This is a genomic window from Photobacterium satsumensis (assembly GCF_050336935.1).
In the GTDB taxonomy this organism is placed as follows: domain Bacteria; phylum Pseudomonadota; class Gammaproteobacteria; order Enterobacterales; family Vibrionaceae; genus Photobacterium; species Photobacterium satsumensis.
The window spans coordinates 74,894-101,567 of sequence record NZ_JAKJSK010000009.1; the positions used below are offsets into that span (position 1 = coordinate 74,894).

Annotated in this window: 24 protein-coding genes; 8 read left to right on the forward strand and 16 right to left on the reverse strand. The window is 49.3% G+C overall.

All coding sequences use genetic code 11. The features are described 5' to 3' along the window. Positions 1-2: 2 nt before the first annotated feature. Positions 3-1,349 (forward strand): class-II fumarase/aspartase family protein, encoded by a 1,347-nt coding sequence (locus L4D79_RS18875; protein WP_428653149.1) that lies wholly within the window; start codon positions 3-5, stop codon positions 1,347-1,349. 2 nt (positions 1,350-1,351) lie between these two features. Further along, entirely contained in the window at positions 1,352-2,551 is a 1,200-nt protein-coding gene (gene nagA, locus L4D79_RS18880; protein WP_428653151.1) for an N-acetylglucosamine-6-phosphate deacetylase, read from the forward strand. Positions 2,552-2,660: 109 nt separating this feature from the next. Here the strand turns inward: nagA and L4D79_RS18885 are convergent, their stop codons facing one another. Beyond that, entirely contained in the window at positions 2,661-3,290 is a 630-nt protein-coding gene (locus L4D79_RS18885) for a LysE family translocator (protein ID WP_428653154.1), read from the reverse strand. Positions 3,291-3,496: 206 nt separating this feature from the next. Here L4D79_RS18885 and L4D79_RS18890 point away from each other — a divergent pair, with 206 nt between their 5' ends. From L4D79_RS18890 to L4D79_RS18905, 4 genes are all read left to right on the forward strand, one after another. Continuing rightward, positions 3,497-4,192 carry a class I SAM-dependent DNA methyltransferase gene (locus L4D79_RS18890; RefSeq protein WP_428653158.1) on the forward strand — a complete coding sequence of 232 codons (696 nt, stop codon included), beginning with the start codon at positions 3,497-3,499 and terminating at the stop codon, positions 4,190-4,192. A gap of 170 nt (positions 4,193-4,362) precedes the next feature. Then, complete coding sequence (locus L4D79_RS18895) at positions 4,363-4,851, forward strand: hypothetical protein (RefSeq protein ID WP_428653160.1); 489 nt, start codon at positions 4,363-4,365, stop codon at positions 4,849-4,851. Between the two features lie 253 nt (positions 4,852-5,104). Then, entirely contained in the window at positions 5,105-6,550 is a 1,446-nt protein-coding gene (locus L4D79_RS18900) for a methyl-accepting chemotaxis protein (protein WP_428653162.1), read from the forward strand. A gap of 210 nt (positions 6,551-6,760) precedes the next feature. After that, entirely contained in the window at positions 6,761-7,270 is a 510-nt protein-coding gene (locus tag L4D79_RS18905) for a glycine cleavage system transcriptional repressor (RefSeq protein WP_428653164.1), read from the forward strand. A gap of 115 nt (positions 7,271-7,385) precedes the next feature. Here L4D79_RS18905 and lpxM read toward each other — a convergent pair whose 3' ends face one another. From lpxM to dinG, 15 genes are all read right to left on the reverse strand, one after another. Beyond that, positions 7,386-8,324 (reverse strand): lauroyl-Kdo(2)-lipid IV(A) myristoyltransferase, encoded by a 939-nt coding sequence (gene lpxM / locus L4D79_RS18910; protein WP_428653167.1) that lies wholly within the window; start codon positions 8,322-8,324, stop codon positions 7,386-7,388. A 313-nt stretch (positions 8,325-8,637) separates the two neighbouring features. Beyond that, positions 8,638-9,054 (reverse strand): MarR family winged helix-turn-helix transcriptional regulator, encoded by a 417-nt coding sequence (locus L4D79_RS18915; protein ID WP_428653169.1) that lies wholly within the window; start codon positions 9,052-9,054, stop codon positions 8,638-8,640. Between the two features lie 13 nt (positions 9,055-9,067). Beyond that, positions 9,068-10,021: a CDF family Co(II)/Ni(II) efflux transporter DmeF gene (gene dmeF / locus L4D79_RS18920; protein WP_428653171.1), complete on the reverse strand. Its 954-nt coding sequence runs from the start codon at positions 10,019-10,021 to the stop codon at positions 9,068-9,070. 186 nt (positions 10,022-10,207) lie between these two features. Next, complete coding sequence (locus L4D79_RS18925) at positions 10,208-10,738, reverse strand: CueP family metal-binding protein (protein WP_428653173.1); 531 nt, start codon at positions 10,736-10,738, stop codon at positions 10,208-10,210. A gap of 16 nt (positions 10,739-10,754) precedes the next feature. Continuing rightward, entirely contained in the window at positions 10,755-11,306 is a 552-nt protein-coding gene (locus L4D79_RS18930) for a cupredoxin domain-containing protein (RefSeq protein WP_428653175.1), read from the reverse strand. A gap of 45 nt (positions 11,307-11,351) precedes the next feature. Then, positions 11,352-14,480, reverse strand: coding sequence for an efflux RND transporter permease subunit (locus tag L4D79_RS18935; RefSeq protein ID WP_428653178.1), 3,129 nt, complete (start codon positions 14,478-14,480; stop codon positions 11,352-11,354). After that, complete coding sequence (locus L4D79_RS18940; RefSeq protein ID WP_428653180.1) at positions 14,477-16,093, reverse strand: efflux RND transporter periplasmic adaptor subunit; 1,617 nt, start codon at positions 16,091-16,093, stop codon at positions 14,477-14,479. Before L4D79_RS18940 ends, L4D79_RS18935 begins: the two co-directional genes overlap by 4 nt. An 8-nt stretch (positions 16,094-16,101) precedes the next feature. After that, on the reverse strand, positions 16,102-17,400 hold the full coding sequence (locus L4D79_RS18945; RefSeq protein ID WP_428653183.1) for a TolC family protein: 1,299 nt from the start codon (positions 17,398-17,400) through the stop codon (positions 16,102-16,104). A gap of 71 nt (positions 17,401-17,471) precedes the next feature. Continuing rightward, on the reverse strand, positions 17,472-17,885 hold the full coding sequence (locus L4D79_RS18950) for a hypothetical protein (RefSeq protein WP_428653185.1): 414 nt from the start codon (positions 17,883-17,885) through the stop codon (positions 17,472-17,474). A gap of 118 nt (positions 17,886-18,003) precedes the next feature. Beyond that, on the reverse strand, positions 18,004-19,386 hold the full coding sequence (locus tag L4D79_RS18955) for a hypothetical protein (protein ID WP_428653187.1): 1,383 nt from the start codon (positions 19,384-19,386) through the stop codon (positions 18,004-18,006). A 406-nt stretch (positions 19,387-19,792) separates the two neighbouring features. Then, positions 19,793-19,966, reverse strand: a complete 174-nt coding sequence (gene rsmS / locus L4D79_RS18960) for a pleiotropic regulatory protein RsmS (RefSeq protein WP_428653189.1) — start codon at positions 19,964-19,966, stop codon at positions 19,793-19,795. A gap of 18 nt (positions 19,967-19,984) precedes the next feature. Further along, positions 19,985-20,917, reverse strand: coding sequence for a histone deacetylase family protein (locus L4D79_RS18965; protein WP_428653191.1), 933 nt, complete (start codon positions 20,915-20,917; stop codon positions 19,985-19,987). Beyond that, positions 20,917-21,468, reverse strand: a complete 552-nt coding sequence (priC, locus tag L4D79_RS18970) for a primosomal replication protein PriC (RefSeq protein WP_428653193.1) — start codon at positions 21,466-21,468, stop codon at positions 20,917-20,919. Before priC ends, L4D79_RS18965 begins: the two co-directional genes overlap by 1 nt. Before the next feature lie 26 nt (positions 21,469-21,494). After that, positions 21,495-22,268 carry a sulfite exporter TauE/SafE family protein gene (locus L4D79_RS18975; RefSeq protein ID WP_428653196.1) on the reverse strand — a complete coding sequence of 258 codons (774 nt, stop codon included), beginning with the start codon at positions 22,266-22,268 and terminating at the stop codon, positions 21,495-21,497. A 13-nt stretch (positions 22,269-22,281) separates the two neighbouring features. Next, complete coding sequence (dinG, locus tag L4D79_RS18980) at positions 22,282-24,363, reverse strand: ATP-dependent DNA helicase DinG (protein ID WP_428653198.1); 2,082 nt, start codon at positions 24,361-24,363, stop codon at positions 22,282-22,284. 538 nt (positions 24,364-24,901) lie between these two features. Between dinG and L4D79_RS18985 the strand changes: the two genes are divergently transcribed. Beyond that, the gene (locus L4D79_RS18985) at positions 24,902-25,879 is read left to right on the forward strand and encodes a porin (protein ID WP_428653200.1); all 978 of its coding nucleotides are present in this window, start codon (positions 24,902-24,904) and stop codon (positions 25,877-25,879) included. A gap of 107 nt (positions 25,880-25,986) precedes the next feature. Further along, positions 25,987-26,628 (forward strand): YccT family protein, encoded by a 642-nt coding sequence (locus tag L4D79_RS18990; RefSeq protein ID WP_428653202.1) that lies wholly within the window; start codon positions 25,987-25,989, stop codon positions 26,626-26,628. Positions 26,629-26,674: the final 46 nt, after the last annotated feature.

The following is a 26,674-nucleotide window of genomic DNA, read 5'->3' on the forward strand; positions in this document are numbered from 1 at the left end:
TGATGCGTGCTTTATACGATTCAAAGAGCAAAACCATTGATGACGAAGGGATGAAAGCTCTCTTCTCAAACGACGCCCGCATTCAGTCCTGGCTTGATTTAGAGTCAGCGCTGGCGCAGGCACAGGCTGAGGTCGGGATGATCCCTGCTGAAGCGGCCCGAAACATCGCCGAAAACAGCCATATCGACAAGATTGATTTGGTACGGATGAATGAAATCTACCAAAAAATCGGCCATGGCTTCGTGCCTCTCATCAAGGTGCTGGTCGAGGCCTGCGACGAAGAAAGTGGCAAGTATGTTCACTACGGGGTGACGACACAGAATATCCAGCAGAGTGCCCATCTATTACAGGTGAAGAAGTTCCACGACAAGCTGATGGATTTTGTTGACCGTACCATTGTTAATCTCGGTCGTCTGGCGGCTGAGCATAAAGATACGGTTATGGCGGGCCGTACCCATGGCAAGCACGCGCTGCCAATTACCTACGGTTATAAGGTCGCAGTGTGGATTAACGAGCTGATGGCCGCGAAAGAGCGAATGCAGGAAGCCGAAAAACGGGTGTTCACTGTGATGATGGGCGGTGCGGTGGGCGCTTTCCATGCGACCGGCGAGCAAGGCCGCAAGGTACAGGATCTTGTGGCAGAGAAGCTGGGAATGCACTCAATGCCAATTCCATCGCGCAATACGCGTATTTTCCGCGCCGAGTACATTACCAACCTGTGCTTGCTGGCCACGACCTACCACAAGATTGCCGAAGAGGTGTATCAAACGTCCAGCGAAGAGTTTGCCGAAGTATCGGAAGCCTTCACCAAGGGGACGGTGGGTAGCAGCACCATGCCGCAGAAGGTCAACCCGAAGCTGGCAAAAGGGATCATTGCCAATTCCCAGAAGTTGTATTCAGTACAGACCGCCAGCATGTACGTAGCACCGCGTCCGTTTGAAGCCGACAGCTCGGCATATTTCATCTATGACGCCAGCTTGCAGGAAAGCATCGAGCTGATGGCTGAAATCATCCTGCGTGCCGAGGAGCTGACCCGGACTCTGGTCATTAACCGCGAGCGGATGTTCGACAATGTGATGATCACCAAGGGATTGATCAACAGTGAGAAAATCATGATGAACCTAGTTGAGCGCTTGGGTAAAGACCCGGCCCATGAGCTGGTGTACGAACTGGCGATGGAAAGTACTCATCAGGGGATTGATTACAACATTGTATTGGCTAATAACCCGGTGATCACCGAACACTTCAGCGAGCAGGAAATCAAGGAGATGCTTGATCCTGCGTGTTATACCGGGCTATGTGCGGAGATTGCCGAGCAATTTGCCCAACTGGCCTTACAGGGGAAATAACCGTGAGTCATTTTGTTATTAAATCGGATCATATCATTACCCCAGATGGTGAGGTAGCAGGCTTCCTTGAGGTCAAAAACGGTAAGATCACGGCTATCCACAGTGAGTATGCTGGCGAGTATATCGATCATAGCGAGCACAATATCATGCCGGGCTTTATCGATATTCATATCCATGGCTGGGGCCGAGGCTCATTCGCCTACAAGGGTACGGCCGATTCCCTGCGCCATATGAGTGAAGACTTGCCGAAGGTCGGGGTAACCTCATACCTGCCGACCAGTGGCACCATGCCCAATGATTTCCTCGAAGGTTCGCTGCAGGCAGCGGCAGAGCATATTGCCGAGTATCAGCCTGCAATGGGTGCCGAGCCGGTAGGTGTACATATGGAAGGCCCGTACATCAACCAAGAATATCTGGGGTTGCAGCGGGAGGACAGTATCCAGCAACCGAGTATTGAAGGATTTGATCACTTCAATGCACTATCGGGTGGCAATGTCCGCCTAATGACATTGGCCCCGGAGGTAGAGGGTAGCCTCGATCTGATCCGCCACATGCGCAGCAAGGGGATCACGGCATCGGCGGGCCATACCGCGGCGACGTTTGATCAGATCACTGAAGCCATTGAAGCAGGCTTGAACCATTTTACCCATGCGTTCAGCGGGATGCGTGGCTTCCACCACCGTGAGCTGGGCGTGGTTGGTGCCTTGATGTACCACCAGGATGTGTATGCAGAAGTGGCCAAGCAAACCGGGATCACCATCCGCCATGAAGCGTTCGATATCCTGTATCGGCTGAAAAAAGATCGCCGTTTGGTGATGATGACAGATTGTATGGGCTATGCCGACTTCCCGGATGGTTACGAGTTCTACCACTACCTGCGCAAAGAGACTTTCAATGTCAAAGATGGCCAGCTGTTTTTGACCCATGACGACGGCACGGTGAAGCAGGTCAACCCATGCTGCTACAAAGAGGTGGAAGGGCTGGAGATGAACTTCCTCGAATCAGTACGGGCTGTCGTAGACCGTCTCGATTACGGGTTATGCTCCGTTGCCCGAATCGCCAGTGAAAACCCGGCAACATTGGCTGGGGTCTCAGATCGCAAAGGTCGCCTGGAAGCCGGTAAAGACGCGGATATTCTGGTGCTGGACCAAGAACTGCAGCTGCTGGACGTGTATTGCATCGGTGTAAAGCAGGCCTTGTAACGTCATACCGACATCAAGTCAATTCATGATATCAAGCTATTGGCTGGTGGGACTCACCAGCCAATGTTTGATCTGAAAGCTGCCGGAGATATTGAGGCCCAAGCCGCAATCACACTCTGGTATTAGCCAGTCCGACACCGAATGAAATGAAGAGGCTGCCGCTGACATAATTAAGCCACTTGCTGGTTTTTGGGGTAGTGAGCAAAGACCGCATTCTTGTGGCAAAGAAGATAACGAAGCAGAACCAGCTGGTCACTATGGATGCCTGCAGCAGGCCCAGTATCAGGCTTTGCTCCAAGATATGATCCGGTGAGACAAATTGCGGAAAGATAGACAAGTAGAACAACACAATTTTCGGGTTCAACATGTTTGTCAGTAATCCCTTGATAAAACTGTCTTTAAAGCTCTGTTTTTTGATGATGTTGTCGAGCTGCAGTTTGGTGTCTGCCAGTTTAAAGCCATTTCTAATGTTGTTGATCCCGAGCCAGATCAGGTAAATCACCCCGAGCCACTTAAAGAGATTGAACGCCATCGCCGATTGGGACAACAGCAGGCTGAGCCCCTTAGCCGAAATAAAAGCATGGATCATAAATCCCAAGCTGACACCCAGAATATTGGCAATCGCAAAGCGTTTGCTTTGGGTCAGGGCAGTAAACAAGATCAGCAAGGCATTGGGTCCGGGGATCACCGCAAGAAAAAAGACAATGCTGCCAAAAGCGAATAAGGTATCGATACTCATAATTTCTCTATAATAGTTATGCCATGATCACAGCAGCATTTTGCAGTGGTTCGAGTAGATTGAATTTATACGCAGCAACAAGAAAAGACAATGACATAACCATTAATAAAAAAGTGAATACGGTATACACTATTCCTGCTACTTATCCAGTGCCAGCCTTCCTTCCAGCGATATAACCCAATTGACAACTAGCAGAGTTTTTAATCATGAAAAGCCCCATGTATGGCCGTTTTGCCAAAGAGTATGACCGTGCAGTCCAAGATAATATTTTTAATGCAATGCTTGAGCGTCCTTCATTGCAGGCGATGCTGCCTGAACTGAAAGGTAAGCGGGTGTTGGATCTGGCCTGTGGTTCCGGTGTGTATGCTGAGTATTTGCTGGCGCAAGGCGCTGAAGTAACCGCAGTTGACGTGTCGCCACAAATGGTTGAAATGGTCAATGAAAAGCTCTCTGGTCAGTTGCAGTGTTATGTGCAGGACTTGAATCAAGGCCTCCCGAAAGAAGCGGATGGTGGTTATGATCTTATTATCTGCCCGCTGGCCGTACACTACTTACCGGATTTGTTGCCGTTATTCAAAGATGTTCAACGTTGCTTGGTAAAAGGCGGGGTTTTTGTGTTTTCTACCCACCACCCGCTGGTGGATTTTGAGGTTTCGCCGTCGGGAAATTATTTCAAACGAGAGCTGATCACTGAAGAGTGGGATACCATTGGCCAACCGGTAGAAGTGTCATTTTATCGCCGATCGCTCACCGAACTCTTTGACGCGATTTTGCTATCGGGTATGAGTGTGAGTGGGCTTTCAGAAGGCAAGCCTGCGCCTGAAATGGCTAACATTGATCTACAGCGTTTTGAGCAGTTATCGACAAGGCCAAATTTCATTTTTATTAAATGCCAAAACTGATTTTTGTGAAATGTTATGCTTTGTGGCACGATATATTTGCCAGGGTAATCACCAAAGCTTGAAGTCGGTCACCCTATTTGCAACAAAAATTGATAAAACGCATAGTTCTTTGTTGCTGGAGTGCATAATGTCACTGTTGTTCTGTTCCAGAGAAATGAAAGGTTACCAATATGTCTGATGTACCAGTGTCTGTTACAACCGCCGCCGAAGTGATCCAGCCGGTTGCTGAATCTTCGGGTTCGATTTGGGGTTATGTAGCTGGTGGTGTTGCCTTGCTGATTCTTGCCGGTTTCTTCGGTTACAAGATGATCAATAAGCCAGCATTTATTATTAATCGGGTGCGCAAACGTAACCTGAAAGAGATTAAGAAGTTAGGTGTTGAAAATTCTGACTTCGTAGTGGATTTAGATAAGCTGCTGGATTCTGTTGAGAATTACGCAACTAAAAATGGTATGAAAGGCACCGATGTGGTGAAGATCATCAGCCCAATGAACGATACCGCTCGTATCAAAACGGCAGGTGATATGTACCAGTCAATGATTTACATTGCCAACGATATCAAAGATACCTCGTTAGCACGTGAGTTCAAGACTAAATCCAAGCAAGTTAAAGCAAACTCACCATTGATGGCTGGTTTGTTCAAGCGCGCAGGTATCTAAGCTCAGCTTCGTTTATCCGCGAAAAATCGTATGTAAAAACCGGTTGGTATCGCTCTGGGTTTCGGAGTGGTACCGGCCGGTTTTTTTATGTCCGTATGTCACTAGAAGCATCAACGCGACATCGTTCGTGATAAAGATCGACTTTTGGTGAAATTAACCATCCGTGTTGTCGTAAAAATATACCCTGCATCACAACTGCAATCGGTGAGCTGTTACCATATGGCAAACCTAATAATAACTACAGGGAACGACAATGAGAGAGGTTGAATTTCGTACCGTTGACAGACTGTTTGTCAAAATGTCGGTCAACGATAAGTTTTGGGTGCTCTTTGCACTGATTGCCGCGGTCGTCACGGCGATTGCCGGGTTGCACTACCGCCAAAGCGTGACTCAACTTGAGCTGCAGCAAATGGCGGTAACCGAAGCAAGGCTCGCGGCAATGGTCGAAACCGTGCAGGCATCAGGTTTGGACAGTGATGCCCAGCGCAGTATGTTGCAACAGCAAGGTGTGAATTTTACCGGTAATACTCGTGGGGCTGCCCGAGAGTACGCGATGATGGTGACACCTCTGGGGACGGTGAGCTTGCCACAGGAGTCATCAGCATTGTTGCAGGCCGAAAAAGGTCAGGCCTTGCAGCGCTTTTTCTATTCTCTGATCCCATTATTACCGATTGGCTTGCTATGTTATTGGATGGCTACTTTCCTTGGTGGCGCCTTGTGGGTGATGCACCAGGCGACCAAGCGTATTGCCGATGGTGACTTGACGTCGCGGTTAGGTTTCCATGTTGGCCGGGATGAGTTCGGAATTATTGGCTTTGAGTTAGACCGTACCATGGACACCCTGAGCGAATTGGTCAATACCGTTAAGCACAGTGCCCATAACCTGCAGATTGCGGCGGGTAACTTCAGTCATGATGCACAAGGTGCAGGCCAGCAAGTGAACCAGCAATATGCCTCGCTCGATTCAGTGGCGACGGCAATGGAAGAAATGACAGCGTCGGCAAAAGATATCGCTGGTTTGGCACAGCAAACCTCAGATCAATCGGATGCCGACATGCAAAGCATCGAGCAGGGTAACCACAATGTCCAGCAGGCGATTGTTAAAGTGACCCAGCTGTCAGAGCAAACGGATGAAGCCTCACGTGCTGTTGGTAGCCTCAATGAGAAAGCTGAAGAAATTAATGCGGTGATCACGACGATCAATGCAATATCTGAACAAACTAACCTGCTTGCGCTGAATGCGGCGATTGAAGCGGCCCGTGCCGGCGAGCAAGGTCGTGGCTTTGCTGTGGTCGCGGACGAAGTCAGAACGCTGGCGGGACGCACTCAGCAGGCGACAGTTGAGATCCAGTCGATGATAGACAAACTGCAGCTTGAGACGACCAGTATCTCTAACATTACCGCAGTGACTCTTGAGCAGTCGCACCACAGCCGTGAGATGATCACCGAAATCGGCCGCGATGTGGATAATATTGCCGAATCAGCACGTCAGGTCATGGACATGAGTACCCAGATTGCGACTGCAGCCCATCAACAGACCACGGTTGCCAATGATATTGCCTCAGAGCTGCATGATATCCGCTCCCAGTCGGAAGTGATCCGTACCATGAGTGAGCAGTCGGTTGATAACAGTACCAGCCTGGGGGATACCTCTCGTCAGCTGGGTGAGGTTTTGCAGAAATATCGCACCAATAGCTGAAAATATTAAGTCAGCTTGAAAGATCATCAGTCCTGAATAAGCCAGTTATTTCCGTAACTGGCTTTTTTAGATGGATTTGTGAATCCAGTATGGGAATACCGTGATTTTCATAACCAGAATGGAGCCGGGTCACGGCACATTGCCGACTTGCTTGCTAGTCTGACTATATAGCCAGTGTGTTTCTGGCTGGATTGTAGAGGGGGAGCGCGTATGAATACTCAACTAACCGTAACATTGGCGGGACAAGATCATCCTCAACTTATCAATAAATTGGCGGCCAAGACCCATGAGCTTGGGGGCAAATGGCTGATCAGTAAGATCAACAGGCTGGATAACCAAGTTGTCGGGATTTTGAAGATTGATATTCCTGCGCAGTCTGTGGGTCGGCTAAAAGAGCTTTTCCAAGCCCAGCAAGAATTGGATATTCGGATCGTTGAAGCCGCGGAGGCGGGTGAGATCAAAACCGATCACCTTACCTTGAAGGTCGAGTCTAGTGATCGTCCGGGTATCGTTAATGATATTACCCGTATTTTGGATAACATTGGCATTGGTATCGTGAAAATCGAAAACCACCGTATCGGCGTCCCCGATCTCGGACAGGCCCTGTTTTTTGCAGAGCTACAGGTCGATGTTCCGACCGAAGTGGATACTGAGCAACTGCTTGAAGCGCTGCAGCAAGTTGATAATGGCCTGATAGTGAAAGTGCTAGAAACGGCTTAACTCGTATACCTAATCGGGTATTAATCACGACGCAGTAGAAGACAATAACGATAGAAAGAACCAGGGCCGGATGCAACTGCATTCGGCCCTTTTTCATTCTGGTATGTTGGTGATGTTAATAGCGCCTGCTGCCATCCGGGTGGGTGCGCAAGATCTTGAGGATCCACATATACTGCTCCGGCTGTTGGCGGATCATCGTCTCCAGCTCTTGGTTCATCCGGCTCGCATCCTGATGTTCGTTGCCCGAAGGAAAATCAGCCAAGGCTGGATGGATAGTGATGGTAAATTTTCCGGTGTTTAAGTCGTAGCCAGGAAAGACCGGCAGCACGGCTGCATTGGAAAGTTTCGCCAGTTTGCCGACCCCTTTGACTGTGGCTTTCTCATGGCCGAAGAACGGGGCGAATACACTTTGCTGTAGCTGGTGCTCTTCATCAGGCAGGTAGTAGGCGAGATAACCTTCCTTGATCGAGCGAAGGTAGGGCTTTATGCCTTGGCTGCGCTGGTAAATCCTTCCGCCAAATTGCTTGCGCTGTAAATTCATCAGCCAGTTGATGATGGGATTGGTTTGCGGTTTGATCATAGCCACCATCGGCATGTCATTGGCGGCAAAATAGAGTGCCGAAAAGTCAATTGCCCAGTTGTGGGGCACCAGCATGATAATGTTCTTGTCTTGCTGTTGTAGGGCTTCCAAGTGTTCAAGCCCCTGGACATCATGGCTGTCGAGCAGGTAGCGGCGACCTTTGATAAAAGGTTGGGCAAAGCCAAGCAAAATACAGCCAGCGACGGTGAAGGTATCTTCCAGCAAGGCCAGTCGTTGTTTTTCGTCGTAGTCGGGAAAACAGAGCTCGATGTTTTTCAGCGCCCTTCGTTTGGCACCGCGTTTCTTCTTTAAGATCAGTTTGGCGGCAAAGCGAGCTATTACTTTTCTTGCGCTGTGCGGCAATATGGCCAGCAGAAAAATAAAGGGCATTACTGTCCATAAGAGCCAATGACGAGGATGTAAAAAGGAAAACTGAAAAGCCGGGTTGTACTGCCCGTAGGTGGTATCACTCATGTCCGTATCCATGTCAGGCCAAGCTTGGTTATGTCACTTTCTGTCATACCAAGTTCAGTGGCCGGGGCTGTAAACAGCCGTGTGTTGAATGTTGTGTCTAGAAGCAGACAACTGTTATTCAGTAAAGGTTCAGGATTGTAAGCAGGAGATGTGAGGTTACCAACAATTTATTGATAAATTGATGTTTATGTGACGTTTATTCAGCCAGTCAATGAGTGTGCGAATGCACAGCGAACCCAAGTAACTCCGCGTTACTTGGGTTTATGGGGAGGTATTGAGCAGTATCGGTATAGATTGAGCTGGCAAGCTCTGATCAGAACTCTTGGTTCATTTTGGTCAGGCATGCGAGCAGCAGCTGTCGCTCTTCGGCACTGAGCTTGGCCGTAATGTCCTGCGTCAGGGTAAGGTGAAGCTGATCGTGTTCGTGATACAGCTCCTCGCCATCCTCGGTCAGTTCAACCAGAATCGAGCGACGATCAGATTCGTGCGGACGGCGCACGAGCAGGCCCAGTTTAACCATCTTATCGACCTGAACAGTCAGGGTTCCGGTTGTGACGCCAATTTTATCCGCCAGCTCCTTCATCCTCATCGCACCATGGGCACCAAGAATTTCAACGACATGGACCTGTGGTAGAGAGAACCCCTTGCCACGGACAACAGATTGCTCCCATGAAGAAAGCTTTTCGTAAAATTCGATAATGGTATGGTTCAACTGTTCAATGTCTTTCATTTCTTTCTCGTTGTCAGTGTGCCTCTTGGCACGGGTTGACCTCTATAGTGAGATGACTAAGTTTATCGAATTCTGCCAGTAATTGCTTGTATTCGTTGACTGCCTTGGGCTGGTGGGTAACCAGCGAAATCATGGCCGCGTAGTGATCGGCGCTGACTTTCCAGATATGGATATCACTGACTTTGTTGTCGGTGTCTTTCTCCAACGTATCGATGATTTTTTGTTGGTATCCATGGTCGATATTGCCATCGAGTAGGATTGGGCTAGTTTGTTTCATCAACCCCCACGCCCAGCGGGTAATAATGACCGCACCCACCATGCCCATAATGGCATCAAGCCAGTCATAGCCGAGGTATTTACCAAACAGTAGGGCAACAATAGCCAATAATGACGTCAGCGCATCTGCTAACACATGGAAGTAGGCCGCGCGCAGGTTATGGTCATGTCCGTGATGATGGTCATGGCTGTGCCCATGATCATGGTTATGGTGGTGGTGACCGTGATCATCGTGATGGTTTCCGTGCAAAAGGAATACACTGACGATGTTGACGACCAAACCAATCGCAGCGACGAAAATGGCTTCATTGAACTGTATCGCCTGCGGGTTGAGTAGGCGATGGAAAGACTCAACCAACATTAGCAAAGCAACTAGGCCAAGGGCTATGGCACTGGTGAAACCACCGAGCACACTGACTTTACCCGTACCGAATGAGAATGCCGGGTTGTTGGCATGTTTACGTGCATAGCGGTAGGCAAACAGGGTTATGAGGAAAGCGGCCGCGTGGGTGCCCATGTGCCAACCGTCAGCCAATAAAGCCATCGAGCCATACAGTGTTCCCGCAGTGATCTCTGCCACCATGGTTACGATGGTCAGGCCGAGAACCCAAAGTGTTCTCCGCTCTCCTTGTTGATTGATTGAGACGAAATCATGGCTGTGCTGCCATTGCTGCAAATTCTCGCTGTGCATGCGTGTTCCCCAGATTGGTATAAGCTATTTTGTTTGGTAATTATATATTTTGATTATCAAGGTATTTTGCGATCATATAGTTTGAAAGTCAAAGTATAGTGAGAGGTGAGAGAATTCGTGGCGTATAGAAAAACACCCTGCAGAGTGATGGTCTGCAGGGTGTTGGCTATAGCGTGATGCAGCGAATTAGATTAGCTGCATAGTGGTGATGCAGGTGCGGCTGTTACCTTCGGTGCTCAGTACTTCCGTGGCTGTTTTGTCTTGGTAGGTGAAGGTGAACTGGTAGTTACCATTTTTTGGCATCCAGAAATCAATAAAACCGTCTTTTTGGGTTTTCACCATGCCAGATTGAACCACTTCATTGGTTTGGGTATCGGTAATTTCCACCATCATGGCTTTGTTGACCATTTCCCCTTGGCAGCCTGTTGGAACATGGAAGGTACAGCCATGGGTCACGTTCTCGAACGGAGCAATAGAGAGTAGGAACTCTTCTTCAACCGGTACGGTTGCTTTTGTGCCATCGGCGAACTCAGCATGGATAGCGTCAGGCATGATTCTCACGGTTGCCTCGCCAGTCCTATGCCACTGGTGTGATTGCTTGAGTGCCTCTTGTGGCGTGAGTTCAGCGAAAGCTTGGGCTGGGTCTAAGCTGTCACCACTGGCTAATGCTTGGCCGCTGGTCAGTGCTAGGAAGATTGCAGGTAGTAGGTATTTCATCGTGTATTCCATCTCGTTATTTCAAAATTGTATTACGCTTCATGCCAGCTTCGGAGTGGCCCGCAATGTTGCAAGAAAACTCAACAAAGTTCTGCCCCATGAAGTGCCAGCCCATTTCCGCCGTTTCACCAGGGGCTAATGTGATGGTGGTACCATCATGGTGCTCCATATCTGGCATGGCTCGCATCATTTCACGGTGCTTGGCCTGCTCGTCGAGACTGCCAATGGAAAATTCGTGGGGGATCTGGCCCTTGTTGGTGATTACAAAGCGCACCACATCACCTTGTTTAATGTTCAGGTTTGGCTCGATGCGCATTTTCATATCATCAGTCAGTACCACTTGATAGGTTTGGCTCGCTTGAGCTGCAGGGGCTGGCATGCCAACCGCTGACGCCATATCACCGTGGCCAGACATTGCTCCGTGACCAGACATTTCTCCATGACCAGACATAGCGTGATGTCCCGACATCGCGCTGTGATCGCCATGGTTATGGGCGTGATCACCCGCAGCAAACGTCATGGGTGTGGTGAGCAATAGAGCAAGAGTTAAAGTCGCTTTTAGTTTCATCATAATTCCTTACCCGGTGCTGAGCACCGGGAATATTGTTTGTTTTTATTTCGTGAGTTTGTAGCTAATGCGTTTCCATAGTTGGAAGGCCGCGGGTAATACCACCAATGTGAGTAACAAGGCTGACGACATCCCCCCAATCATCGGGGCAGCAATACGCTGCATCACTTCTGAGCCGGTACCTGAGCCATACATAATGGGGATAAGGCCGATGATCACGGTGGAGACGGTCATCATGATTGGCCGTACCCGCAGCCCTGCACCTTCCTGAATTGCCTTGTTGAGTGACGCAAGCGTCAATGGCTTGTTGGTGTGCTCGGCTTCTTCCAGCTGGTACTTCCAGGCCTGATTGAGGTAAACCAGCATGATGACCCCGATTTCTACCGCTACACCGGCCAGGGCGATGAAGCCAACACCAACGGCAATCGAGAAGTTGTATCCCAGCCATTCCATCAGCCAGATACCGCCAACCATCGCCAGTGGTAGGGTGCCCATGATGATCATCACTTCACCGACACGGCGGAAGCTGAGGTAGAGCAGCATCATAATGATGGCAATGGTGGCAGGAACCACGACAGTTAGCCGTGCCTTGGCCCGCTCCATGTATTCGTATTGGCCGGACCATACCAGTGAATAACCGGCCGGGAGTGCAAGTTGCTCGGCAACCACTTGTTGTGCATCCTGGACATAAGAGCCCAGATCGCGGCCATCGATGTCGATAAAGACCCAGCCATTCGGGCGGGCATTTTCGGTTTTGATCATCGGTGGGCCATCTTCGAAGCGAATATCGGCGACATCAGCCAGTGCTATGCGGGCACCGTTAGGGGTAACAAGCGGTAGGTTACGCAATTTATCCAATGAATCACGGTAGCTTTGCGGATAGCGGACATTGATAGGGTAGCGTTCCAGCCCCTCGACAGACTCTCCAACGTTCATGCCACCAACAGCGGTACTGATCACCTGTTGGATATCACGAATGCTCAAGCCATAACGGGCGGCTTCACGGCGTTTGATATCCATGGTGATGTAACGGCCACCGGCGACTCGCTCGGCATAGACAGACGCTGTGCCATCAACCTCTTGCAATACGGTTTCCAGCTGGGCCCCAATTTGCTCAATTTGCTTGAGCTCTGGGCCGGCAATTTTGATCCCTATCGGGGTTTTAATACCGGTGGCCAGCATGTCGATACGGGTTTTGATTGGCATCACCCATGCGTTGGTCAAGCCGGGGAACTGAACCAAGCTATCCAGCTCACGACGTAAGCTTTCTGTGGTGACCCCTTCGCGCCATTCCTCCTTAGGTTTGAGCTGGATAATGGTCTCGATCATGGTCAGCGGCGCGGGGTCGGTGGCGGTTTCTGCCCGACCAATTTTGCCCCAGACCGTCTTCACCTCTGGGATGGTCATGATCAGCTTGTCGGTTTGCTGCAACAATTCGCGTGCCTTACCGATTGATATACCCGGGTAGGTTGTTGGCATGTACATCAAGTCGCCTTCATCCAGCGGAGGAATGAACTCACTGCCCATCTTTTGTACTGGGTAATAGGCCGATGCCATTAATGCCAGCGCAATGACAATGACGGTTTTTGGGAACGCCAAGCTAAAGTTGAGCAATGGACGGTAGATCGCGATCACCACGCGGTTGATCGGGTTCTTATGCTCGGGCATCACGTTACCACGGATCAGGTAGCCCATCAGTACCGGTACCAGGGTGATGGCTAAACCTGCAGACGCTGCCATGGCGTAGGTTTTGGTGAAAGCCAATGGCGAGAACATCTTGCCTTCTTGCCCTTCCAAAGCAAACACAGGTACAAAACTCAAGGTGATGATAATGAGCGAGAAAAATAGCGGGGCACCGACTTCTTCCGCTGCTCGGCTGATCACCTGCCAACGGTTTTTATCCGTGAGCGGGGTCCGTTCAATATGCTTATGGACGTTTTCTATCATTACGATGGCACCATCGACCATGGCCCCGATAGCAATCGCAATGCCGCCCAGTGACATGATGTTGGCGTTGATCCCTTGCCAGTGCATGATGATAAATGCCGACAGAATGCCGATCGGCAGGCTGATCATCACTACCAGTGAGGAGCGGAAGTGGAACAGGAACAGGGCGCAGACGATAGCGACGACAATGAACTCTTCGATTAATTTCTCGTAGAGGTTGTTTACCGCACTGTCGATCAAGCCAGAGCGGTCATAGGTGGTCACGATCTCCACGCCATCAGGCAAGCTGCGCTCTAGGTCTGCTAATTTGTCTTTAACGTTGCTGATGACTTGTTGGGCATTTTCGCCAAAGCGCATGACAACAACACCGCCAACGGCTTCGCCTTCACCGTTTAGCTCCGAGATCCCCCGGCGCATTTGCGGCCCGAGATTGATATCGGCAATATCACCAAGCAGCAGCGGTGTTCCTTTTTCGGTGACCTTGAGCGGCAGGTTCTTAAGATCGTCGATGTTGGTGACATAGCCGGTAGCCCGAACCATGTGCTCTGCCTCGGCGATCTCAACCACAGAGGCTCCTGCTTCTTGGTTACCGGCCTGAATCGCCATATTGACCTGTTGTAGCGTCAGGTTGTAAGCACGCAGCTTGTTTGGATCAATCTGGACTTGGTACTGTTTGACCATACCGCCAACGGTGGCGATTTCCGACACGCCTTCAACGGTTTGTAGTTCGTATTTCAAGAACCAGTCTTGCAGGCTTCTCAGCTCGCTCAAATCGTGCTGGCCGGTTTTATCCACCAGTACATAGCTGTAAATCCAGCCCACACCGGTGGCATCAGGCCCCAATGTTGGCTTAGCGCTATCAGGCAAGTTAGGGGCAACTTGACTGAGGTACTCCAGTACCCGCGAGCGCGCCCAGTACATGTCAGTATCATCGTTGAAGATGATATAGACGTAGGAATCGCCGAAGAAGGAGTAACCCCGGACGGTTTCTGCCCCTGGTACTGCCAGCATGGCGGTGGTCAGCGGGTAGGTGACCTGATCTTCCACCACCTGCGGTGCTTGGCCCGGGTAGCTGGTTTTGATAATAACCTGTACGTCAGACAGGTCCGGAATGGCGTCAATCGGGGTTTGCCTGACGCTGTATAGGCCAGAGGCAATCAAGAAAGCGGTGGCAACCAAAACCAGAAAGCGATTTTGGATTGACCACCGGATCACGGCACTGATCATTGCTCAGCCTCCTTGTTCACAGGGGGCATACTGCTGTGGTCCATGGTGCTGTGATCCATACTGCTGTGGTCCATGGTACTGTGATCACTGCTTTGTTGATCATGAGCACTATGATCCATTGCGCTATGATCAGTCATCGTGCCGCTTTGCCCGTCATCAACTTTTATATCTGAAAGCGTATATTGGCCATTTTCCTGTTTGGTAACTAGAAACCGGACCGATTGACCACCGACAAACTGGCTCAAGTCACTGTCATCGCTGACGGTGAAATCCATGGTCATGGCTGGCCAGCCCCACTCTGGGATTGGTGGGTGCTCCAGCGTCAACATTTTATGATCCAACATGATATTTTGGATTACACCAGTGGTGTGGACTTGGTTGACGGGTTCTGCTGGAGTGTGAGTATTAATTCGGCTGAGGTCAGCGTTTTGGCTAGATTCAGAATCTAGCATAAAGTGGGCTGAGGTAACGACGGTATCATCAGCGGTCAGGCCATCGAGGATCTCAACCATACCAGCGGCGGTTCGCCCTGTTTCAATGCGAACAGATCGGTATTTACCTTCACCAAGGGCAAGGACGACGCGTGCCATTCTGCCGGAACGGATCACCGCTTGCTCCGGTATCACCAAGACAGATTCCTTGGTTTGCGGGATTAGGTTCAGGTTAGCAAACATATTTGGCTTGAGGTTAGCTTCACTGTTGCTGAACTTCAGGCGCACTCTCAAGGTGCGGGTAGCGGGATCTAAAATAGGGTAAATATAGTCGACCCGGCCTTGCCAGCTTTTACCCGGAAGGGCATCAACCCACATATCTGCGCTTGTCCCCGGGGTGATCCAATGGGCTTGGCGCTCAAACACTTCGGCATCGACCCAGACATCAGATAACGAGCCACCGCTGATGACGGTTTGCTGTGGTGATAGGTAAGCACCATTGCGGATGTTAAGGGTGGCAATAACGCCATCGGCAGGGGCTTTGATCGCAATGTGCTGGCGGGTTTTTCCACGGCGGAGAATATCGTTAATTTGGCCGTTATCAACACCTAATGAGCGCAAGCGGTCCTTGGCGCCATTGACCAGTACTGCTTTGCCCATGCGCTTGGCATTGAGTAGCTCTTCCTGGGCCCGTACCAGATCGGGTGAGTAGATTTCGAACAAGACTTGCCCAGCGAGCACCCGCTCGCCGATGGCATTGACACTGAGATTTTTGATCCAGCCACTGACACGGCTGTTGATTTGCCACAGCTGACTTTCGTCGAAGCTGACGTAACCGACGCTATCAATCTTAGGTGCAAGCTGCTGGTGTGTCACTTGGGTGGTTTTGACGCCAAGGTTATTTTCGACAGCCGGGCTGATTGTAACTGTGCCGGCTGGATCATCATTGCTTCCAGCCAGATCCTCTTCATAGACGGGGATCAGATCCATCCCCATTGGTGATTTACCCGGTTTATCTCGCTTGTAGTTTGGATCCATGGGGGCCACCCAGTAAAGCGGCTCGTTGCTGCTCGCACTGTGGCTTGCACCTAACTGCTCATTAGCGAAATAGGCGTTCGTGAAATACCCTAGGCCACCACCGATGGCGAGGGCGATGAAAGCAACAGAAAAAGACTGTTTCATGATATCCCTTAATATTTGTTCAGCAGGTAAGCCAAGTTGTTATTTGCTTGTTGTAAGTCGGCAGCAAGGCGTGCTTGTTCCAGCTCGATAGCCAGCTCTTCGCTGGCGGCACGGATATATTCATCCAACTGGCTGGTGTTGTTCTGGTAGCCTCGCTCGACCGCTTGGGTTTTTTCTTTGGCTTGTTTCAGCAAAATTGAGCGGTATCGCTCCAGGCGTTGCTGGGTGTTATCCCGGTCAATGGCTGCGGCACTGATCTGTGCATGCATCTGGCGCAACATGAGATCACGCTGGGTTCTGGCCGCTCCGACCTGATGCTGGGCAGCAGACAGTTTCCTGTCCTGGCGTTTTTCAGTGAATAGCGGGAGATCCATGGTGACATAGGCGCTGACCAAATCCGGTGCTGCAGAACCATCCATCCGGTCTGCTTGGCGATGGGCATACATCACTTCAACGCCAAACTGTGGCTGGTATGACTCATTGGCGAGCTCAATCCCGGTTTCATTACTTTTGATCAGTTCGTCTGCTACCTGAATGCTCGGGTGGCTGGCGAGGGCCTGATAATGATCCTGTGTCGATGCCGCAAAGTAAGTATTCAACGCCAGCCATTGCGGATAGGCAGTTGGCTGTACTTGCCATGCTTGGTCACCCAGCCATTCAGATAGCTGGGCGCGTAGGCGCTGCTGCATTTGCTGGTTTGACTGCAGCTGTTCGTCAATTTTGTTGACCTGCAGCTCTGCTTGAATCAAATCCTGTGCCTGACTGGCACCGACGCCATAGTTGGTACTCAGGTAACGAGTTAGCTCACGGAAAAGATTTTGATTCTGCTTTATCAATTGATGGCTTTGTTCAAGATAAGTCAGCTCGATCCAAGAGGTTGTGATCGCCTTTGTGACATCCAACTTGCGGACATCAGTTTGTTTGCGGACACTCCCAGCTTGCTGTTGGCTCTGCTTTTGCTGTAGAGACAGGCTATCGCCACGGCCAAACTGCTGCATTAGCCCGACCGAAATATTGGTCATTGGATCTTCATCGAAAGCAAAGCTATCGACGGGCAAACCACCGATACCGACCTTCATTTTTGGATCCATCAATTGACTATTGGCAATCCCCATCTCACTGATCGCATCAGCTTGAAACTGTATTTGCTGCTGGGCAACATCATGCTCAATTGCCCAGTTAATGAGCCCATTTAGTGTTGCTGGTTCAGATAAGGCATTGACTGGATAAGAGTTAGCCCAAGAACTGGCAGCAAAACCAATGAGAGACACCATGCCGAGCGCACGGTAGATCTTGTTGTTATGCATATGTTTTTCACTTTTTCGACGTAAATAGCGACTGGACAGCGAACTGGTCCAGTGATGTAAACGGAAGCGAATTAGTGAATAGGGGGGCGGAGGCTATTTTCGGGGCGAGAAACCGGTGTGGTGACCGTTATCTGTAACGGTAAATTTTGAGCGGAGAGATTAGATTGTACGAGATAGACAACGGGCAGCGTGGAGTATTGCCCATGACTGGTTTTACAGCTTTTGCATTTATGCTTATCCCCAATATCGCCGCAGTGGTTACCGTCCATCATTGCACTGTCATCACAGGCACTGCAATGCAGGTCTTGTTGGTGAGTTTGATTGGCGTGAGAGCAGGTCGACTCAGCGGGAGAGCAGTGTGATATGGAGCCGAACTGTGCAGGCATTGTCTGATGACCCGGCATAGCAAAAACCGGCTTGATAATCAGGCTGATCATCAATACCAGAAGTAATGCCAGCATATTGTGCGGTCGGCGCAAAGTCATCAATATCTAACTGTAAATTATAAGATTGCCAATAAGTGTAAACCTTCCCCTAGGGGAAAAGTCAATAAAAAGAAGTGGCAAATTTGCCACTTCTCATCATTGATATGAGCTTGGGGGGTTAGCTTGCTACTTCTGGTTCAATTTCAGCCGTCAGCTTTTGTGGAGCAGCTTCTACGTCGATGGCCTCAGCCTCTGCTGCTTTTGCTTCGACTGCTTTTACCTCTGCCGTTTCATCCGTCGCTTCAGCGACTTTCACATTATCTACAGCGTTTTCCGTATTAGCGTCTTGCTCTTGAGCAACCGCTTCTACTTGCTCGTTAGCTTGGGTATAAGCCACGACAAGAGCGGCATTCAGTTCAGCAATCTTGGCTTCCAATTGCTTCACTTTCTCACCGGCTTGAGCGTTAGCTTGTTGCTTGGTTGTCAGTGAGGCTTCTAGCTCAGTCACTTTCTCCTGCTCATCAGTCAGCTGTGCCAGAAGTTGCTGTAAGTTCTGCTCACCTTCGCTTGATTGGGCTTTTTGCTCTTCAATCAGCGAGACAAGACGTTTACCTTGCTGGTTAATAGGGTTATCACGCAGATCGTCACTGCCAAGGGCTTTAGAAATATTGACCAGTAGTTTTTCAAACGTCAGCACATGGCGCTCATAGTCTTTCTCTGGCAGGGCTTTCAGCTTTTGTACTACGTCTGCAATGTGCTCAGCATGCTTAATTGAGAACATGGCTTCTGCGGCTTTATCTTCAATTTTGCTAAACGAACGAGGTTCTGCACTTATAAAGGCTTCTGCAGCTGTCACTCGGGTTGACGCAACCGCTAAGGTATCTGGTGCATGCAAGGCCGTATTGCTTGCTTTCAATCGTGCCAATTCTTTTTGTGCGTCGGATAGGTAAATACGCGTAACCGTTTTTACTTCCAGTGCACGCTGTCGGTTAACCAAATCCGGTTGGCCTGCAGTCGCACGTTCTGTTCTATCATCGGCAATATGGTTGACCAATGTTTTAAGCTGAGTTTCTAAACGTGCATTGCTTTTCGGGTAATATTTATTGACGTCTAAAGACGCTAATTGTGCACGGTAAGAAAATGCCTCATCAAGAACAGATAATGCTTTTTCGCGGATCATTTCTGATTTTGCAATATTTAAGTTGAATTGATTCAGCGCGTCTTCTGTTGCTTGAAGGTTGGTTCTTGAGCTAAAGAAGCCGGTACTGCTGTGCGCCTTGCTTGGATCTGTTTCAAATACGGCGTAGTACTCTTTGGCATCATTGAGTGCTTTATCAGCACTTTGGAAATGTTTAGTCGCAAACCATTGAAGCTCATCAGCTTTTGCATTGCTCAGCTTTTCTTTGGCTTGATTGATGTGCTGGGCAATTGAATTGATCTGGGTGGATATTTCAGATTGATTGCTTTCTAGAGGAAGCGTTTTTGTTGCATCAGAATCAGACGCACAGCCCGATAAAAGCACAGTAACAGCAATGGCTGTTAGTGTTAGTCCCTTTTTCATTACAGCTCCAATTGGTATGTATATGAGTAAATATATGTTCTTAAAATATAATTAGATTTATTTGCGGAAAGATTGTAGAACGATATAAAAATAAGTTAAATACTAATGGTTTAATTATTTATTTAAAAACATGTCAATTAAAGGACGTGGATTTTTTCATGGCGGGGTAATTACGAAATAGTCATTATTTTGACGTTGAATGACGCCGTTTGGTATTAAAGATGCAAACCTTCGCTTTGGATTGAATGCGCTGATAACCCTCTTAATCCTGCATCTTGAGGTAACTTGGGTATATCCCTAATGCCATAAACAGTTATGGAAATAGCAAGCACAAGCAGCCTAAGGATGACTTCGTTAGGCTGCTTGTTCTGAAATGCTGTGATGCTCGGTATTAAAAGACGTCGGACTATTGGTCTTTTGATGCTTTTAGCTTGGCTTCTAGATCACCTTTCACGATATTGATCGCAGACAATGCCGTTTCAAGATCAACCTCGTTGCTTTCGAGTAGGTAGATAAGATCTACCGCCAATTTGATATCGTCCGGGGCGTTGTCGAGGGGAGATGAAGTTGATTCAGTCATAATGCTCACGTTGTCTGGTTAGTTACAAGGGCGCTGCGCCAGTATATCCAGTGCCGAGTATATAAGCTGGGCATGTAGATTGACCAGATGTTGATGCTCACTGCGGTAACCACCGCCAACGACTGCCGCAACAGGGATACTGGCAGTGTGGCAAAGGGTCAAGACCAGATGATCGCGCCGGTAAATACCGTCGGTACACACATTGAAGTAGCCCAATTCATCGTGCTGGTGGATATCGACACCGGCATCGTAGATCACCATATCCGGTTGGTGCTGTGCCAGCGCAAGGGGCAGGATACCAGCAAAAGCGTCGAGGTATTCTTCGGTGGTTGTTTCCCGAGGCAGGGTGAGATCGATATCTGACGCCGGCTTACGGGCAGGGAAGTTCTTGTCGCAGTGAACGGAAAAGGTAATGATTTCCGGATCATCCGCCAATAAGGTTGCCGTCCCATCGCCATGGTGGACATCACAATCAATGATCATGACCTTGTCGATACCGTCTAGGGTAAGGGCGTGGCGGGCAGCCAGCGCCAGATCGTTAATAAGGCAAAAACCACTGCCAAAATCATGGTGGGCGTGGTGGTAGCCGCCACTAAGGTGGATCCCTATGCCGTGTTGATAGGCTAAATCGACGGTTAACTTGGTGCCACCCGAAGAGGTCAGGGTGCGCTCAATAAGCTGCGGACTCCATGGAAAGCCAATGCGACGCATTTTAGCGGCAGGTAAGGTGTTGCCAAACAGAGCATCAATGTAATCGGGATGGTGCAGCTGTTTGACCTCATCAATACATACAGGTTGAGGCTGGTGCAGTTGTAGCCGGGGGTGGGCGTCGAGCCCCAGCTCTTGGTCCAGATGCTGATACAGCATCCGGTATTTGTTGATGGGATAGCGGTGCTGTGGCGGCAGGTCTAGCTGTGAGTAGATAGGATGATAAACCAGATGAAGTGTCATTAACCTTTTCTCTCCCGCATGCTGATCTGCTTTTCAATTTTTGCCAGTGCGGCGCGGCAGCGGTATAAGCGATCAGCTAACGTTGCGGCTTCGCTCTCCAAACTCTGTCGCTCTTCAACTGAGCGACATCGGCTCACTGCTCGCTCTTTGGTACGTTGCATAGTGGTTAAGCGTTTGGCCCATTCTTGGTGCTGCGCGAGATCTTGCTTGAGTTCATATATGGGTTTGCGCCAGCTTCTCGTTCGTTGCGGTTCATTCTTGCGAATATGCTGAGTGGCCAATTCCCGCTGTACAGCCTGGATCTGTGAAACGATGCGCTCACATACATGTTGGGTACGGCTGGGATTGAGTTTGCCTTGAGCGTGTTCGCGGCTTAGTGCAAAGATTTCTTCATGGATCTCCTCGACACAAGGACCTAGCAGTTTGCTACGACAATGAAACAATTGCTCATCAAACAGCGGGCGCTGGGCTTCTCCCCGCTTACTATCGGTACTGGCTGCTTCGTCGGCCAGTTGGGTGACGATTTTTTCCAGTCGTTGGAAATCGAGCATGGTATGACTCCAGATTCAGCGGCGGGTTAAAACCAAGCCTGCAGGGCCAGTTTGACGGCCAAAATAATCACCACGGTGACAAAAACAGGCCGTATAAAGCGTGCGCCAAAGCGAATAGCGGAGTGGGCGCCGATATAGGCTCCGATCATCAGGCAAACGCCCATTGTCAGGCCTAGCAATACATTAATATGCCCTAAGATAGCAAAGGTCACCAGCGAGGTCAGGTTGCTGGTAAAGTTCATGGCCTTGGCAAGGCCAGATGCCATCAGGATGTCGAGGCGGTAAAGCGCCATATTCGACACGATCCAAAAGGCACCGGTGCCAGGGCCTGCAACGCCATCATAAAAACCTAGGCTTGTCCCCTGTGCCCACTGTTTCTTGGTCAGACTGGTGGATGGCTCCGGTAAGTTATGACTGCTCCCTTTGGGGTGTGGGTGCCAAATTGTGTATACCGCGGCAGCGAGAATGATCAGCGGCAGTATTTTCTCCAACCATTCGGTAGATAGCAGATCAACCACCAAGGTACCGCCAATCGCACCGATTAGGGTGGCGATGAAGGACTGGCGCCAAAATGAAGGTGAAAAAAGCTGCTTCTTATAATAGGTCCAAGCGGCTGTTGATGAAGCAAAGGTGGCCGCCAGTTTATTGGTGCCTAATGCAATGTGGGGTGGCAGACCAATAGACAGCAGTGCTGGGACGGTCAGCATGCCACCGCCGCCAGCAACCGCATCAATAAAACCGGCAAGCAGGGCAATCAGTCCAAGTAAGAGCCACATTCCGGGTTCAAGCGTTTCAATCATGAGCTATCACCGACTATCGAACGTGTTCGATAACACGTTCAAAGGGTGGCAGTGAATCGAGTAAGGCTTTGCCGTAACGTCTGGTGATCACCCGTCGGTCGAGCAGCACAACTCTGCCCGTGTCTTCTTCTTTACGCAGCAGGCGGCCCACAGACTGGATCAGTTTCTTGCTCGCTTCTGGTACTGATATTTGCAAAAACGGGTTACCGCCACGGCTTTCGATGTACTCCGCATGGGCTTCTTCCACCGGAGAGGTCGGTACGGCGAACGGAATCTTGGTGATAATCAGGTTTTTAAGTAAATCACCAGGCAAATCAAGGCCTTCAGAGAAGCTACCAGTGCCAAATAAAATACTAGTTTTACCTTTTTGACAGTTCTCTTTATGTTTTTTTAGAGTGATCTGACGTGACTCTTCACCTTGAACAAGGAGTTCCCAGCGATTTTTCTTGGCCAGCGGTCGGAGTTTGTCGGCGACTTGGTTCATCTGCCAATAGGAAGAGAATAAGACAAGGCTAGATGTCTCTCCCTCGAGGTATTCCGGCAGAGTGTCGATGAGCAAATCAGTAAATTTGTCTGCTTGCGGCTCAAGAGGCAGAGCCGGGATCACCAACCGGGCGTTGTTCTGGTAGTCAAACGGCGAGGCCAAAGCCAAGAAGCGGGTGGCTTCTTTTTCGTAAATGCCGGCTTGGCGGCAAAAGTAGTCGAACTGGTTCAATGCTCGCAGGGTTGCCGAAACCAGAATGGAACCGACAGCACGGCTCCAAAGTAATTGGTCTAGGCGATAGCCGACCTCAAGCGGGGAGACTTCAATGATGTAGTCATTCTCGCGGTCTTGGCTTTTTTCAATCCAGCGCGCGAGCGGGGCGCCTTTATCCTTGTTGGGCTGGGCCATCAAGCTCCAGACCTTCTCAAGATTTTCAAGTCGCTGTAGATAAAAGCCTGATTCGGCAAGCGCTTGCTCACCGAGCCTAGGTAAGATTTCATTGTCTTTAGTGCGCTCAGAGATCAAATCGTGAATTTTCCCCAGCGCTTGCAAGGCCTTCTTGCTGGCATCTTTACAGCCTTTGGCTTCTTCTTGCAGCCAAGCAGGCAGTTCCCCATGCTCAAAGCGGTAAACACCGTCTTTATTGAATTGGGTGTCATCGATACTGCTGGCGATTTGGCGCAGTGTCGGGATTAGCGTTGCAATGTTCTCGCTCAGTGCGGTCTGGAATCGGCCTGATTTCTTATAATCAGCCAGCTCAGCCAGTTTGCCGACAGATTGGTTGAGCTTTTCCAACCAGCTGGCAGCGCCTTTAAGGCTGGCCGCTGCCGAGGAGAAATCACGCGCAACCTGAGGCAAGTGGTGTGCCTCATCAATGACATAGATGGTTTTTTCCGGCTCCGGCAAAATAATACCGCCGCCCAATTCAATATCTGCCATCAGCAGGGCATGGTTGGCAATAATGACGTCGGCTTTTTCCAAGTGCTCGCGGGCCTTGGAGAACGGACAGTCCCGGTGCTTGGGCAAGCCGGCATGACAGCTGTGCTTATCGGCGACAATCTGCTGCCAGATGCGATCGGGGATGGTAGTAGGCCAACTGTCCCGGTCGCCATCCCACTTTCCGCCCTCGCTGGCTATCAACATCCGCTTCAAAAGATCTAAATCTGACTTTTTAGGTTTTTCATCCCAAAGGCTAACTTGTTGACTTTCATCACTATTGCAACTGGCTTCTAATTTATGGTTACAGCAATAGCGCTGACGGCCCTTGGCCAAGATAAAACTGAACTCTTTGGGATAGATGCGGTTGAAAAGCGGCAGGTCTTTATTGATCAGCTGCTCTTGCAGAGCAACGGTCGCGGTGGAAATTAATACTTTCTTATTGTTAAACACCGCGAACGGGATCGTCCCCAGTAAATAGGAGAGTGATTTACCGATCCCTGTACCAGCTTCGCCGACCAGCATACGGTGTTTGGCATGGTATTCACCACCCAGTGTCTTTGCTATCTCGGCAACCAGATAGTTTTGAGCCCTTCTAGGTATAAAGTTATCGAGCTGATTGCTCAGGTTCTCATAGCACTGCTTGATATCACTCTTTATCTGGTTGTGTAGCATATCTGAAACTTCATCGGGACTGGGGCGCGCATTATAGCATGAACATCTGAATGTGACCGCTCGCAGGTTTTTGAGGTTTGCCTTTTAAAAATGAGAACCAGTTCACGAAATAAGATTGAACTAGTTAGAAGCAGATCTGCGTAGGTGGTTTTCAATGCTAATTCACCACAAATAACTGCTAGGCATGATATTTTGTGCTTCTAATTGCTCTATTTTGCTAAATTTGTAGTTTTTTGTGTTGATAATTCAATGGTTACTTTTTTATGAATAGACATTTTTTATATAAAAACAATGCTCAATTAGCATTCGTTTGATTTGTAAGTTGTTGAATTTGATGGGTGTTGATGTTTTTTTAGCTTGGGTTTAGAAGATTTGACACAAAGTGGAATCTTCTGTCAGGATGAGTTCCATAAATTTCGACTCTTTAGCTTTCTTATTGCGTTATATGTTTATAAGGCATAAGAAGTTGGGGATAAAAAAAGAAAAGGAATTCTGGAAACAGGAATTCCAGTCTAAATAAGAAAAGGCAGTGGATATCATGAAAAAGACTCTTCTAGCACTATCAGTACTAGCAGCAGGTTCAGCACAAGCTGGCATTAACCTATATGACGCAAACGGCGTAGTTGTAGACCTTTCAGGTGCAGCTGAAGTTCAGTACCTTCAGCCAATCCAAGACAAAGACAGCAACGCTGACTCAGGCATTCACCTAGATGACGGTGACCTACAGCTAAACACCACAATCGCAGTTAACGACCAGCTAAACGCAGTTGCGGGTATCGGTTTTGCGTTCGAAAAACGTGACGTAACTAACGATGAGCTATGGGTTGGTCTTGGCGGCGATTTCGGTACGCTAACGTTCGGTCGTCAGCTACTTATTTCTGATGACGCAGGTATCGGTAAAGACTACGAGCTAGGTTTCGAGCAAATCGACTTCGGTGTTACTGAAGGTAACGAAACTATCAAGTACGTATTCGACAACGGTCAGTTCTACTTCGGTCTATCTCACGACCTAGATGCTGATGCTGAATCAAAAGGCATTAATGGCGATGCTGCTACTGATTTCCTAAACTCTGACGGTACTATTACTGATGCTCGCCTTGGTGCGCGTTTCGGTGACATCGATGTACGTGGTTACTACTACACTGCAGAGAACTCATCTCTAGACTCTGAAAAGAAAGAGCGTGACATCTTCAACCTAGAAGCTGAGTACGTAATGGGTCAATTCGCATTTGCTGCTTCTTACGGCCAAATCGAGAACAAGACTGCTGGTGTTAAAACTGTTGACGCTGACGTAATTGAACTTGCTGGTTCTTACACTATGGGTAAAAACACGTTTGCTCTAGGTTACAACCGTCTTGACGATGATGCGTCAAACGACACTATCGACAACGTATACGGTAACGTAACTCACCAACTACACAGCAACGTGAAAGTTTACGGTGAACTAGGCTGGGCTGACTCTGACCTTGCTGACCTAGATGTAGGTTACCTAGTAGGTATGGAAGTAGTATTCTAATCGTCTTTTTCGGTTAAAAACTCTCCAAAAAAGCCGCCTCCCCAGGCGGCTTTTTGTTATCTTAGTGATGACAAAATTGTGTTATGACAGTGAGTAAGGGAATAGCAATGAAAAAATGGTTAGTCACCCTTGGCCTATTGGCATTGCCGATGGGTCTGCAGGCAGCCACACTGAGTACCGGCCAGAACATCAAACTGCTGGTCGTGGATGGTAAACAAGTCGAATCCTCTTTCTGGTCTGAAGCTGACAGCATTGATTTGACCGAAGGTCGCCATCAGGTGGTCGTGCGCTTTGACGGTGAGCTCAAAGATGGCTCGAAGAGTAAAATGTATACCACGCGTCCATACCTGTTTGAGATGGACGTGCCCAAGCAAGATGCCACCATCGTCTTGCCTCGTTTATCGAGCATGAGCCAAGCTAAAGCGTATTTCCAGCGCGGCCCAGAGTGGCAGCTTGAGTTGGCTGATGGCAGTACCAAGACCCTTGAGCATGTCGAACTGCAAGGCAAAGGCTTTGCCGCTTACAGCGATATGGAAGGCTTGGTGGCCGAGTATAATCGCGAGCACGGTATTACCTTTGAAGAAGGTTACGCGGTTGATCTAGAACAGGCAGCGGTAGAAGTGAGTGACAAGGGGGAGGTCAGTATTACTGGTGATGCGTTTGTCCAGCTCAAGCTTTGGTACAGCAAAGCCAATGTTGAAGAAAGAGAGGCGTTTGAACAGTGGGTCAAGCAGCAGTCTGCGCCATAGCTATAATCGCCCTGAGGTATCAAGACAAAGATTGATACTCAGTAAA